At 73.1% G+C, this 13284-nt stretch carries 8 protein-coding genes and 1 pseudogene; 4 read left to right on the top strand and 5 right to left on the bottom strand.

The annotated features are described in order from the left end of the window. The 4 genes and pseudogenes from ITI46_RS29260 to mdlC form a co-directional block, all read right to left on the bottom strand. A pseudogene (locus ITI46_RS29260) lies at positions 1–261 on the bottom strand (hypothetical protein); the annotation flags it as partial. Between the two features lie 53 nt (positions 262–314). Beyond that, a complete protein-coding gene (locus tag ITI46_RS29255; RefSeq protein WP_209242937.1) occupies positions 315–1736 on the bottom strand; it encodes a cytochrome P450 in 1422 nt (473 codons plus the stop codon). Then, the gene (locus ITI46_RS29250) at positions 1733–3136 is read right to left on the bottom strand and encodes an FAD-binding oxidoreductase (protein ID WP_209242936.1); all 1404 of its coding nucleotides are present in this window, start codon (positions 3134–3136) and stop codon (positions 1733–1735) included. Before ITI46_RS29250 ends, ITI46_RS29255 begins: the two co-directional genes overlap by 4 nt. A gap of 97 nt (positions 3137–3233) precedes the next feature. Then, on the bottom strand, positions 3234–4838 hold the full coding sequence (gene mdlC, locus ITI46_RS29245; protein ID WP_209242935.1) for a benzoylformate decarboxylase: 1605 nt from the start codon (positions 4836–4838) through the stop codon (positions 3234–3236). A gap of 399 nt (positions 4839–5237) precedes the next feature. Here mdlC and ITI46_RS29240 point away from each other — a divergent pair, with 399 nt between their 5' ends. The 4 genes from ITI46_RS29240 (at position 5238) to ITI46_RS29225 (ending at position 12461) form a co-directional block, all read left to right on the top strand. Next, entirely contained in the window at positions 5238–7265 is a 2028-nt protein-coding gene (locus ITI46_RS29240; protein ID WP_209242934.1) for an ATP-binding cassette domain-containing protein, read from the top strand. Between the two features lie 151 nt (positions 7266–7416). Further along, the gene (locus ITI46_RS29235; protein ID WP_209242933.1) at positions 7417–7578 is read left to right on the top strand and encodes a hypothetical protein; all 162 of its coding nucleotides are present in this window, start codon (positions 7417–7419) and stop codon (positions 7576–7578) included. A 156-nt stretch (positions 7579–7734) separates the two neighbouring features. Next, positions 7735–9135 (top strand): lanthionine synthetase C family protein, encoded by a 1401-nt coding sequence (locus ITI46_RS29230; RefSeq protein WP_209242932.1) that lies wholly within the window; start codon positions 7735–7737, stop codon positions 9133–9135. Next, entirely contained in the window at positions 9132–12461 is a 3330-nt protein-coding gene (locus ITI46_RS29225; RefSeq protein WP_209242931.1) for a lantibiotic dehydratase, read from the top strand. Before ITI46_RS29230 ends, ITI46_RS29225 begins: the two co-directional genes overlap by 4 nt. Before the next feature lie 26 nt (positions 12462–12487). Here ITI46_RS29225 and ITI46_RS29220 read toward each other — a convergent pair. Beyond that, positions 12488–13284, bottom strand: a 797-nt coding sequence (locus ITI46_RS29220) for a glycoside hydrolase family protein (protein WP_209242930.1), incomplete at its 5' end; no start/stop codon positions are given.

The raw sequence follows: 13284 nt of genomic DNA, 5'->3' as shown, positions 1-13284 counted from the left end.
GCCCAGCCCGCCCGGGTCGGTGAGGGCACGCAGTAAGCGGCGCCGTGCCGCGCGGACCCGGCGGCTGCCGAGCGCCCGTACGGCCAGGCGGGTGCCGAGGGCGAGCCCGCCGGTGTATCGGGAGGCCCGGCGTACGGCGTCCGCTGCCTCGCCCAACTCGCGGCACAGGTCGTGGAGACCCGCGACATCGGGGTCTGTGCGGCCCGCGGTGCCGGTCTCCCGGCTGTCTCCGGTGCCGTGCTCGGTGCCGGTCTCGGACATGGGTGGTGCCTCCAGGTCGGCGGTCCTTTGCGGGACTGTGCGGTCAGGTGCGGTCAGGGTCGGGCGAGGGTGAGCTGGCTGCCGGAGGCGTTCAGCACGCCGGGCAGCGGCCGGTGCGGGTCCAGGCGGGGCCGGCCGCCGGTGACGCGGTGGCCGCTGAGCAGTTGCGCGCACACCTCGGTGGCCGCCATGAGGCCGAGCCGGTCGCCCGGGCAGCGGCCCTCCCCGTGGCCGAACGGGGCCATCAACGTGTCGCGTTCGGCACCCTCGGCGAGCCAGCGGCCGGGCGCGAACAGTGAACCGCCCGGCACGAGGCCGCTGTCCCGCTGGAGGAACCCGATGGGGACGAGCACGTGCGTCCCGGCCGGGTAGGGCACCCCGCGCCAGGTGGTGTCCGCACGCAGGATGCGCAGCAGATCGGGCACGAGCGGGTAGAGCCGCAGGCCCTCCAGCACACAGGCCCGCAGCCGGGCGGTATCGGGGGCGTGCGGTACGTCGTACAGCGCCGCCTGTTCCGCCGGGTGGGCGGCGAGCAGCAGCAGCGTACGGGCGACGATGGCGGCGACGGCGTCGAGGGCCAGCAGCCAGTGGTGTGCCTGTCCCACGGGGTCCACGTCCGCGCCGCATGCCGTGTCCATGGCGCGCCCGAGCAGGGTGGTGGCGGGGGCGTGCCGGGCGTAGACGTGCAGCCGGCCGGTGGCGGCCTCGTACCGCTGCCGAGCGGCCGGGGTGGGGCCGCGCCGCACCGCGCCCCAGTTGCCCTCCTTGCGCAGGGCGAGCAGCCGGTGGTGCAACTCCTCGTCCCCGGCGGCTTGTTCTCCCAGCACGATCCGGCGTGAGATGCGGTGGACGGCGCGCTCCAGCCGGGCGTACCCGAGGGTGGGCCCGGTGGTGAGGCGGGTGCACTCCTCGGCGATGACGGTCCGGTACGTGCCGCACGAGGGGTGGGTTTCCTCGTGGTGGGCCAGCACTTGGTCGTTGAGGGCGCGGCGCTCCTCGCGCAGGTCGCCGTGTGAGCAGACGACACCCGTGGGTTCGAGGACCGTGAGCATCTTCGTCTTGTCCACCGCGTCCAGGGCCAGTTCGCGCACCGGGCGGGCGAAGAACTCCGCGACGTCGACAGGGTCGAGCAGGACGAGCGTGTCACCGGAGGCCCCGCCGAGCAGCACGGGAGCACCGTGGTAGCGGTCGCGCAGGGTGCGCAGGGTCGCCGCCGACCAGCGGGGCTGGCCGACCGCACCCAGCAGCGTCTGGACCGCCGGGCGGGGCGCGGGGACACCACGGGCGAAGGCCGGAAGGGAGTGGGTGACGGCGAAGCGGAGTGATTCGCGAAGCCGGGTGCGCGGCGGTCGGACCGCGATGCTCCCGGGCAGCGCACCGGCGGATCCCGCGCAGTCCGCGGTGCTCGTGGGACCGGTCGGGCAGGTGGGGCCGACGGGCTCGCGGGGGCCGGGCGGGGGCGTGGGCCGGCTCATGCCTCCACCACCTTTCCGGGGTTGAGCAGCTGCCGGGGGTCGAAGAGCCGCTTGATGCCGCGGTGCAACTGGAGGCTGACGGCGTCGAGTTCCCGGCCCAGCCATTCGCGCTTCAGCGTGCCGATGCCGTGTTCGCCGGTGGTGGTGCCACCGAGTGCCAGCCCCGCGGCCATGATGTCGTCGTAGGCGGTGCGGGCCCGGTGCACCTCGTCGGGGTCGGACTCGTCGAAGACGACCGTGGGGTGCAGATTGCCGTCCCCGGCGTGGCCGAGGGTGAAGATCCGCAGCCGGTGGCGCCGGGCGATGTCCTCGATCGTGGCGACGAACTTGGGCAGTTCGGACGGCGGTACGGCGACGTCCTCGACGAAGGCCGTGGGCCGGCCGCCGAGTGCGGCGGCGAACGCGCCCAGCGCCGGGGACACCAGCCGCCGGGCCTCGATGATCCTCTGCGACTCCTCGGCTGTGTCGGCGGCGACCACCTGGTCAGCGCCGGCGCCCTCGCACAGCGCCTTCATCGCCGCGAGCTCCGGCGCCGGGTCGGGTGCGTCGCTCTCGACGATGAGGGTGGCGGCGCTGTCCGGCCGCAGCAGCGCGTGCCCGTACTCGGCGACGGCCTGCGAAGTCGCCCGGTCCAGCAGTTCGAGCGCCGAGGGAAGGTGACCGGCTCCCGTGACGGCGGCGACGGCGTCCCCGGCGGCGGTGAGACTCGGGAACTGGGCGAGCAGGGCGAGCGGCGCGTGCCGTGCGGGCCGCAGCGCGAGGGTGGCGCCGACGACGACACCGAGGGTGCCCTCCGAACCGACGAACAGCCGGGTCAGGTCGTAGCCGGCGACGCCCTTGGGGGTGTCCCGCCCGGTGCGCATCCGCCGCCCGTCCGGGAGGACCACGTCCAGGCCGAGTACGTAGTCGGCGGTCACGCCGTACTTCACACAGCAGATGCCGCCGGCTCCGGTGGCGATGTTGCCGCCGATCGTGCACGTCTCCCACGACGCGGGATCGGGCGGATAGACCAGTCCGTGCCCGGCGACGGCGTCGTTGAGCCGCTTGGTGATCACGCCGGGCTCGCACCGCACCAGCCGGTTGGCCGGATCGACGGCGCCGATCCGGTCCATGCGGAGCGTGGAGAGCACGACACAGCCGTCGACGGCGTTCGCGGCACCGGCGAGTCCGGTCCGAGCGCCCTGCGGGACGACGGGCACACCGTGCGCGTACGCGGACCGCATCACCTCCTCGACCTGCTCGGCGGTGCGCGGCAGCGCGACGGCGGCGGGCACGCCCGGGGTGGAGAACGGTGCGGCGTCCCGGGAGTGCGCGGCCAGCGCGTCGGGGTCGGTCAGCAGAGTGTCAGCGGGGAGTCGGTCGCGCAGCTCGCGCAGGAGTTGCGTGGTGTCAGGGGACATGAGCCTTCCAGGGATCGTGGGGCTGGTGGCGCTGGTGCGGCTGATGGCGCTGGTGGCGCTGCTGGGGTTCGTACAGAGCCCGGATTCCTCCGGCCGCTCACAGCGACGGCAGCTCCGTGGTGACCGGTACGTCGATCAGGACCGGGCCCTCGTGCTGCCCGGTGGCGTCCCGTACGAGCTTGGTGAGCTCTCCGGCTCCCTCGGCGCGGAAGGAGCGCACTCCGTAGCCGGTGGCGATCGCGGCGATGTCCAGTCCGGGGATGTCCAGTCCCGGGGCGCCCTGCGCGTGTTCGAGCTGCGCGAACCACTGGAGGATCGCGTAGCGGGCGTTGCTCAGCACCACGAACGTGACGGGCACGTGGTAGGCCGCCGCGGTCCACAGCGCCTGCACGGCGTAGTGCACCGAGCCGTCACCCAGTACGGCGACGACCGGCCGGTGCGGAGCGCCGAGCTGCGCACCGACCGCTGCGGCGGCTCCGAAGCCGAGACCGCCGCCCGCGGAGAAGAGGTAGGAGCCGGGGGTGCTGATCCGCGCCGCCTCATGGAACTGCGGAACGTTGGACGGCGACTCGTTCACCCACAGCGTCTCCGCGGGCGCCCCTTCCGCCACGGCCGCGAGGGCGGTGCCGGGCGGCAGGGCCCCGTCCACCGTCTGCGGTGCGCATACCGACCGGTCGGTCGCCGGATAGGGCTCCCGGTCGGGAAAGTGCGCGGCCAGCGCCTGGACGGTCGCCGCGGGGTCGGCGACGACCGCGTCGCCGACGGGTGCCTTCGCGGCCTCCTCCGGGTCCCGGGTGACGAGGACCAGTTCGGCGCCCTCGGGCAGATACCGGCCCGGTACGTAGGGGTAGTAGCGGAAGACCTGCGCGCCGACGACCACGACCAGATCGTGCCCGTCCAGCGCCCGGCTGAGCGGACCGATGGCGGGTGGCAGCTCGCCCCGGTACAGCGGGTGGCCGTGCGGGAAGGAGACGCGCGCCGAGGCGGGGGCCGACCAGACCGGAAGCCCGGCCCGCTCGGCGAGGCGGACCACGGACTCCCACGCGCCGGAAGCGTCCACGTCGTCGCCGACGACCAGCACGGCGGAGCGGGCCCGCTCGACGCGGCCGGCGAGCGCGCGGACCGTCTCCGGCAGCGGGGCTGTGGCGTGCTCGACCCTGCGCGCTGCGGTGGCCTGCGCCGCCTGATCCTCCTCCTCCGTGACCGTGGCGCCGAAATCGTCCATGGGCAGGGAGAGGTACACCGGCCCGTGCGGCGGGGTCTCGGCCAGCTGGACGGCCCGCGCGAGCGCGGGCGGCACATCGGCCGGACGCGGCGGCTCGTACGCCCACTTGACGGCCGGCTGCGGCAGCTGCGCGGGCTGGGGGTTGGCGAGCAGCGCCTCCATGGTGAGCATCGCCCGTACCTGCTGGCCTGCCGTGACCACCATGGGGGTGCGGTTGGCGCGGGCGTTGAGGATGGCACCCATCGCGTTTCCGGTGCCGGGGCCGGTGTGCAGGTTGACGAGTGCTGTGGTGCCGGATGCCAGCGCGTAGCCGTCCGCCATGCCGACGACGACGGCCTCCTGGAGGCCGAGCACGTACCGGAAGTCGTCGGGGAACCGTTTGAGGAACGGCAGCTCCGTGGAGCCGGGGTTGCCGAACACCGTGGTCATGCCGCGTGTTCTCAGGACGTCGAGGGCGGATTCCCGGACAGTGCGCATGGTGGTCCCTTCCCGCAGTGCTGACGGTGACCGTGACGACGGTCCCGGCGTGCGGCAGCCAATGCAGCACGGCGACCACGAAGCGACAAAATGTCCCGCTCTCTTCAGTTTTGCTCCGCCGTTGGGCCGTGCTTCCGGGCGCTGACCGCCGGCCGCGGCGGCCCCACGTCAACGCATCGTTCGGCAAACCCCGCGCACCAGTGAGCGAGGGTGCCGCCGTCCGCCTCCCCTGCGCCGCGGGACGTGCGGACCGCGCCGGGCACGGACGTCCTAACTCTCGCCCTTTCAGGGGCACTTCACGTTCCCGGAGCTACCCCGCGCGGAGCCCGCTGCCCCTCCCTGAGTACGGTGATCTCCACTCCGGAGCGACCCCGCGCTGTTCGAGCACAGGAGCAGGCCATGACCTCACGTATTTCCCCGGAGGCCGGCGGTTCCGGGGCGCCCGGCAAGCGAGCGGCCGTCGAGGACGGGGTCTCGGCAGCCGAACGGGAGCTGTTCGGGGGGCGACTGCGCTGGGACGACGCGTTCGTCCAGAACGAGGGCGCGCTGGCCCGTATGCGGTTCGGGCAGCTGGCTGCCGCGCTGCCGCGCATGGTGGGCGGGGTGCTGCGGGCCGGATGGGCCGCCGACCCGCGCGCGCTGGCCGGCTTGGTGGCGGCGCAGCTCGGCCAGGGCCTGATGGCCGCGTTCGGGCTGATGGCGGTCAACGGCGTACTCAGCGAACTGTTCGCGAACGGCCCGACCGGCGACAAGCTGCGTCAGTCGCTTCCGGCGCTCGCGCTGCTGGCCCTCGTCTCCGTGGCCACCGCGCTGCTGTCGGCGTGGTCGACGGCGATGTCCGGCAGGCTGGAGCCGCAGGTCGAGCGGGCTGTCTCCCTCCGGTACTACCGGGCCGTCACCCGGGTGGAGGTCGTGGCGACCGAACAGGCGGAAGTGCAGCGGCACTTGGAGGCGGGGAAGTTCGGGACGGACTCGGCGCGGCGCATGCTCGGCGTTTCGGTGGGCGTCGCCAGCATCGTCATCAGCATGGTGGCCGCGGCCGTCGTGCTGGCCTCGCTGCACTGGGCGCTGCTGCCGATGCTGCTGGCCATCGCCCTGCCCAAGGGCTGGGGCGCGGTGCGCTCGGCGCGCCGGGAGTACGTCTCACGGCGGCACTGGGTGGACCACAGGCGGGCGGTCGCCACGCTTCTGCAGTTTCTGACCATGCCGCACGCCGCGGGAGAGATCCGGGCACACTCGGCGGGCTCGCTGCTGCTGCGGGGATACGAGGAGATGTCCGGGCTGATGGAGTCCGAGCAGCGTCGGCTCGCCCGGGCCCAGGCGCACACCGATCTGGTCGCCGCCGCGTTCTCCGGCCTGGCGTCCCTGGGCTGCTACGGGGTGCTGTGGTGGCTGCTGACCAGCGGCGGCCTCCCGATGGCGGTCGGCGGTACCGCGGTGGTCGCCATCCGCAACTCGACCGCCCGGCTCAGCTCGCTGGTGCAGCAGGTCAACCTGATGTACGAGGAGATGCTTCAGCTCAGCGACACCGAGGAGGCCACCGAGCTGGCGGCCCGGCACGCCATCCCGCAGACGGGCGCGCCGCTGCCCTCGCCGGTACGGGAGATCCAGGCGCGGGATGTCTCCTTCACCTACCCCGGCGCCACGGTGCCCTCGCTGCACCGTGTGGATGTGTCCGTGCGGCGGGGCGAGGTGACCGCGCTCGTCGGCGCGAACGGCTCGGGCAAGTCCACGCTGGCCAAGATCCTCGGCGGGTTGCTGCTGCCCGGCAGCGGTGACGTGTGGTGGGTGGGTCCGGAGGGGGAACGGGTGGAGGTGCGTGAGGCCGACCGGGCCGAGGTCTTCAGGTCGGTCGGGCTGCTGACGCAGGACTTCCCCAACTGGCAGATGACGGCCGCCGCGAACATCGCCATCGGCGCCGGTGACCGCCCCCGGGACATGGCGCGGGTCGAGGAGGCCGCGCGGGCCGCCGATGTGCACGAGCTGATCGAGGGCCTGCCGCACGGATGGGACTCCATCGTCTTCAAGGGGTACGAACGCGGCGTCCAGCTCTCGGGCGGCCAGTGGCAGAAGCTGGGCAACGCACGCGGCCGCTACCGCGGCGCACCCTTCCTCCTGGTCGACGAGCCCACCTCCGCGCTGGACCCGCATGCCGAGATCGAGGCGTTCGAGCGGCTGCGGACCCTGGCCGACAGCGGTACCGCTGTCGTGCTGATCACCCATCGGCTCGCCGCGACCGCCTCCGCCGACCACATCTACGTCCTCGACCGCGGGCACATCGCCGAGCACGGCACCCACGAGCAGCTCATGTGCCGTCCCGGGGGCCTGTACCAGGGAATGTTCGAGGCGCAGGCCGCCCAGTACGGGTTCGCCTCACCGCGGACAGCGCACGTGCCCTCGCAGCACTCCGGAAATCCCGCTTCATAACGCCCGGGGCCGGGTCCCCAGCATGGAGTCTGGTACCCAAGTGCCTTGTGTGGCTGGTGTGTTGACGCTGTGCGCGGCGCTCGGTTACGTTCCTTCAGCGCCTGAGGAATGAACGGGCATTCCCCCGGTGCCGATTCGAAGGGAAAACAAAATGAACGACGAAATGGCAGCCGACGAATTCGCCCTGGATCTTCGCGTCAATTACTCGGCAGCCTCCGCCGGTTCCGCCGGGCTGATCACCGAGACCCCGAACTGCGGCGCCGGGACGTCGCGCACCGACTGCGAGACCGGCACGTGCAAGTGCGCCATCTGACTTGACGCCCGCACCTCGGGGCAGGCCACGCGGAGGGCGGCGCGGTCCGTACGCATGCGCACATCCGCAGACATGCGCACCCGTACGCATCCGTACACAGGGGCGCGTATGTGCCCTCCGTGTGGTCGCTCGCCGGGAAACGAGAGGAACGGTGCCGTGGAGTCCCGCTCCGTGCGGAAGGTGACGGACGACGAGGTTCTGGATGTGGCGCGCGGTGTGGCCGAGCGGCTCATGACGTCAGCCGGCGACGCCGAGGGACACGTGGGTCTCGGCGAGGGTGCCCCGGGTGTGGCGCTCGCGCTCCGGTACGCCGCAGAAGTCTTCGGCGAACAAAGCTACTTGAAAGCGGGCCACCTCCAGCTCCGGCGCACCGCCGAGACCAGTGCAACCGCGCCCTTGCACGAGGTGGGGCTGTTCAGCGGGACCGCCGGAGTCGTCTGGGTGGTGTCCGAGTACGCCCGGCTGGAGCCGCGCTATCTGCCGGCTCTCACCACGATGACCGACCAGCTCGCGCGGCAGACGCTGGCGCTGGAACTCCCGCTCGCCGCCGGAAGCGTCGCCTCCCACCACTACGACGCCATCGCGGGCACAGCCGGCCAGCTCGCCGGACTCCTCAAGGCCGCTGACGTCCTCGGCGGGCCCCCGACAGCAGCCGCCCGGGAGGCGGCCGAACGCCTTGTCGACCATCTCCTGGACCTGGGCGAGGAGGAGGGCGGCAGGCTCAGGTGGTTCTGCGCGCCCTCCCAGTACCCCGGCATCCCTGGCCCCGACGGGCAACCGACCCCCCACCCGGGGTTTTTGAAGCACTGGCCCAACGGCATGTACAACCTGGGGTTCGCGCACGGGATGCCGGGCATGCTCGCGGCTCTCTGCCGCGCCGACATGGCCCACGCGGCGGGCATCATGGGCTGGAGCGGGCGAGGGGGCGCGCGGCCCCGCCGGGTACGGCGGCGCATCCGCGAACTCGCCCGGATGCTCGACGACTGGCGCATCCACGGCCTCGGCCACGCGGCGTGGGACACAGCGCTGCCGCCCCACCCGGAAACCGGCCTCCCCGACTCCACCGTCCCCCAGGAACCGGCCAGGACCGGCTGGTGCTACGGCGCGCCCGGCGTCGCCGCCGCCTTGCTGTCGGCGTCCGCCGCCTGCGAGGACCCCGAGCCGGCCGAGCTCGCGGTGGCCGCGCTCACCGGCGTCGAGCGCACCCCCCTCGAGCAGCAGCGGCTGTACGCGCCCACACTGTGCCACGGGCTGGCAGGGCTGCTGCCCGTCTACGGCCGCGCGGCCGAACAGACCGGCGTGCCGGATCTGCGGCGGCTGCACGACGAGTTCAGGTCGCGGGTCTGCGCGTACGCGGACCCGGACCACTCCTTTCTGTTCCAGGACCAGCCGGCTCCGGGGCGGCTGGTGCACCGGGCCGGCCTGTTGAACGGTGCGGCCGGTGTCCTGCTCGCGCTGCTCGGCACCGTCTCCCGCGCGGCGGCCGCGTGGGACGAGCTGCTGTTTCTGACCCCCCAGGCCGACGCACGGGATGAAGCGGGCGTGACCACGACGTGAGCCGATCAACTGCCAACACCTACCAGTCCTGCGGGTTCTTCCTGCTCAGGGCACCTGCCCTGGCTGCGCGCCCGATGCTCGAACTGCTCAGGTCGCTTCCGGTGGCGGACACGCGCGCCGGGCACCCGGACTCTTGGCAAGAGGAGTACACCGACCGGCTCCTGAAGTTGTGGTGGGCACCCGGCGTGGCCGACGCGGTGCGGGCCGCGACCCCTCATCTGGCGGACGCCATAGCGCGGTTCGACACCCTCACCGGCCGGAACCGACGCAAGGCAGCCCGCAGCCTCAGCCGCTATCTGAACCGGATGAGCTTCCGCTCGACCCCGTTCGGCCTCGTCGCGGGTGTGGCCACCGGCGTGTTCGGCGACGAGCAGCGCACCGGGCTCGGCCCCTCCGCCATCGGGAAAGGCCGGGCCCGCGCCGACTCGGGCTGGGTCATGCACCTGGTCAAGCAGCTCGCCTTCGGTGCCGAGCGCTCCGGCGACCTGCGGGTCCGGCGCAACGACCTGCTCCATGTGGCCCGCGGCCGGGTCTGGCTGTCCACCGCCGACGGCTACGGGAAGGACGACGCGCCCCGCACACGCGCCGAAGCACACGAGGAAGCGGCACGCGGCACGCTCCGGAGCGGGCGCTCCCTCAGCGTGCGGCTCACGGCTCCGGTGCGGGCGGTGCTCGAGCACAGCCGCACGCCGACCACGCTCGGCCGCCTGACTGCCCTGCTCGAAGACGCCTTCCCGAAGGCCGGAACCGAGCGGATCGTCGCGCTGCTCGACAGCCTCCTCGACAGCGACATCCTCATCACCGCCGAACGCCCCCGCCTGCTCACCCCGCCGGCCGGACCGGCCGACCGGACCGGCTCTCACCCGCCCTATGACTCGCTGCTGCGCTCTGTGCTGCCGCCCGTCACCGACCCCGCCGTCGCGCGGGCGATCGGGGACGTGGAGGGCGCGATCAGCGCGTTCAACGGGGGCGAGATGCCGGTGACGGAGCTGCTGGAGACAGCGAGCGCGCCGATGCCGGACGCGATCGCCGGTCACTCGGGACCGACCCTGCAGATCGACGCGGCGCTGGACGTCGACGGGCCGCTGGTGCTCCCCCGGCCGGTGGCGGCATTGGCCGAGGAGGCCGCACACGTGCTCGCCCGTGTCGGTACGGAGGACCGTTACCCGCCGCACCTGGCGGAGTACGCCGAAGCGTTCTCCGAACGGTACGGCCACCAGTCCGAGATCCCGCTGCTGGAGGCGCTGACCCCGCAGACCGGTCTCGGCCCGCCCCGTGGCTACCGCTCCCCCGGACCGGCGCACCCGCTGCCCGGCGTCAACCGGGAGCCGGCGGCCCGGTCGGCGCGCGAAGCCGTACTGACCCGGCTGGTCAGCACCGCACTGGCGCGCCGCGAGATGAGCGTCCACCTCGATGACCGGCTGCTCGACGAGATCGCCGACGCCTCAGCGGCCGAGGACGACGACCGGCCGCCGCCACCCGTGCTCGATCTGTACCTCGGCCTGATGGCGCCAGGCCCCGGCCGGGCGAGCTGGCGGGCCGTGTGCAGCGCCATCGGGGTGGGGATGGGCGGCCGTACCTTTGCCCGGTTCCACGACCTCCTCGACGCGGACGCCCAGTCCGCGCTGCGCGACCTGGCCGCCGCCGAGGAGCAGCGCCAGGGCGACGCCGTCTGCGCCGAGCTGACCTACCTCCCCGGCGACGCCCGCTCCCTCAACGTCTCCATCCGCCCCGCGGCGCACACATGGGAGCTGCCGGTCAACGTCACGCCCGGACGGGACGACGCACACGTGATCCGGCTGGACGACGTCCTCGTCGGCGTCGCCGGCGGAAAGCTCTATCTGCGCAGCCGCACGCTGGGCCGCCGGCTGCACGTGACCCAGCGCACGATGCTCAACTGGACGGGCGCACCGGATCCCTGCCGGTTCCTGCTGGAGGTCTCCGGCGCGCTCTCCGGCTCGGTCACGGCGTTCAGCTGGGAACGGCTGAGCGAGACGATGCCGTTCCTGCCCCGCGTCGAGCGGGGCGACCTGGTGCTGCGCTGCGCGCGGTGGCGGCTGCGCCCGCACGACCTCGACTCCTACGGCACCCGTGACCACAGCGGCGGAGGCGGCGGGCTGTCCGCGTTCGCCGCGGCCGTCGGCGCCTGGGCCGGGACCTGGATGGTGCCCCGCCTGGTCAACATCGTCAGCCACGACAACACCCTGCTGCTCGACCTCACCAGCGCCCCCTCCCTGCGCGAGCTGCGCGACACCCTGGATCGGGATCCGGAGTCGGGGGTCCTCCTGGAGGAGGTGCTGCCCGCGCCCGAGGACGGCTTTCTGCGGGATGCCGCGGGTGAGCCGTACGCCTCGGAAGTCGTGGTGCCCCTCGTACGGACAAGCAGGGACCCGGGCCGGGTGGCCAGGCACGTACGTCCCCGCCCGCAACGCGCCACTGCGGGAGGGGTTCGGGACGACGACCGGGAGGGCCCGGAACCCCGGATCAAGCGGGTCGGCAGCGACTGGCTGGCCGTCAAGCTCTACGCCGAGCGGGACGCCCACGACACGCTGCTGAGCGCGGGGCTGGCCGACCTGACCGGGCAGTTGTCGGAGCGGTACGGCACCGCTCCCCCGTTCTTCCTGCGCTACGCCGATCCGGCGCCCCACCTGCGGGTGCGGTTCTCCGTGCCAGAGGAGGGCACCCGCCAGGACGTGCTGCGCGAGGTGACCGCCTGGGCCCACGACCTCGCCAGGGCCGGGCACATCTCGGATCACGCCTTGGTGAGCTACCAGCGCGAGGTGGAGCGGTACGGCGGTCCCGGACTCATCGCCGACGTCGAGGACTGGTTCCGGCAGGACAGCGCGGCCGTCGTGCAACTCCTGCGGCAGCCGCGCGAGCGCGGGACCGGCCTGCCGGAACTGGGTCTCGAGCCGGAGCTGGAACGGGCCGCGCTCGTCACCCTCACCCTCGACCGGCTGTGCGCCTCGCTGGTCCCTGATCCTGAGGTGCGGCACGCCATCGCCCGCACAGCAGCGGCACGGAACGCCGGCGGGGACCTGTACCGCACGGCCGGGCGGAGCCTGTGGGCCGCCCGCACCGATGACGGCCCGGCCCGCAGGCTGCTCGACCGGGCCGACGCGTCGTGGCGCCCGGCCGCTGAACGGCTGACGCGGCGGATGGCCGCAGTGGAGCGGGCCGGTGAACTCCTCACCGAGCGCGATCACATCGTCATCAGCCTGCTGCACATGCACTGCAACCGCATGGGCCTCCAGCGCACCGAGGAGGAGATCGCCTACGGCGTGTGGCGCCGCCTCCTCGACCGCGCCGCCCACGCCTCCCGCTGATCCCGCCCCCGGCCGACGGGAAGGGATCAGCGGACCTTTCGGTAGATCTTGCCGCCCGCTTTCGCGTCGGCGCCGTCGTAGAGGCCGGTGGGGCTGGTGCGGGTGGAGAGGGCGAACCACGCGTAGCGTTTCACGAAGTCCAGGCTCTCCAGCATCTTCGTCGAGGACTTGATGAAGGCGGACTGCTGCCGCTGGGTGGGATAGCGGGGAGTGCCCTTGGTGAAGTCGATGAGGGCGTACTCGGTCAGCCAGACGGGCTTCTTGTACCGGTCGTGGATGCGCTGCAGATAGCCCGCCAGATGGTCGGTCGCGGCGGGGCCGAAGTCGGAGCCGTACCAGTGCACGGGGATGAAGTCGACGCGCAGACCGCGCTTCTCGGCGCCCTTCATGAAGCGGTCCAGCCAGCCGCCGGGCTTGTCGGCATCGGTGGCGACCGCCGGGGCACCGAGGCGCAGGCCGGTCTTCTCCAGCCGGGGCCACAGGTCCAGGGCCTGCTCGGGCGACATGTCGGCCTGGGTGGGCGAATCGGGCTCGTTGAAGGTCAGCAGCCGCTTGCCCGCCTGCTTCGCCTTGCGCAGCTCGGCGTCGGTGACCGAGGCGCGGCCCCAGATCGTCGGGACGTACTCGACCCCCTTCGGCCGGGCGACCCCGCCGCTGGAGGAGGCCCAGTTGTGGTACCAGGAGGCGCCGGAGTCCTTCAGCGCCCGGGCTGCGCCGTCCGCGGGGTTGAGGGCCACGCCCTTGCGGTCTGCGGATGCGTGGTCGCCGTCGGAGCCGGACTCGTCGTCATCGCCGGGACCCGGCTCCGGGGTTGGGGTGGGAG

The sequence above is a fragment of the Streptomyces oryzae genome, assembly GCF_017676365.1.
Classification (GTDB): domain Bacteria; phylum Actinomycetota; class Actinomycetes; order Streptomycetales; family Streptomycetaceae; genus Streptomyces; species Streptomyces oryzae.
This window is presented reverse-complemented; position numbering and strand designations above follow the sequence as displayed.

Excerpts from the sequence above, each read along its gene's own strand:
- ITI46_RS29250 (WP_209242936.1), bottom strand. The coding sequence starts at position 3,136 with ATGTCCCCTGACACCACGCAACTCCTGCGCGAGCTGCGCGACCGACTC.
- ITI46_RS29235 (WP_209242933.1), top strand. The coding sequence starts at position 7,417 with ATGAACGACGAAATGGCAGCCGACGAATTCGCCCTGGATCTTCGCGTC.
- mdlC (WP_209242935.1), bottom strand. The coding sequence starts at position 4,838 with ATGCGCACTGTCCGGGAATCCGCCCTCGACGTCCTGAGAACACGCGGC.
- ITI46_RS29240 (WP_209242934.1), top strand. The coding sequence starts at position 5,238 with ATGACCTCACGTATTTCCCCGGAGGCCGGCGGTTCCGGGGCGCCCGGC.
- ITI46_RS29255 (WP_209242937.1), bottom strand. The coding sequence starts at position 1,736 with ATGAGCCGGCCCACGCCCCCGCCCGGCCCCCGCGAGCCCGTCGGCCCC.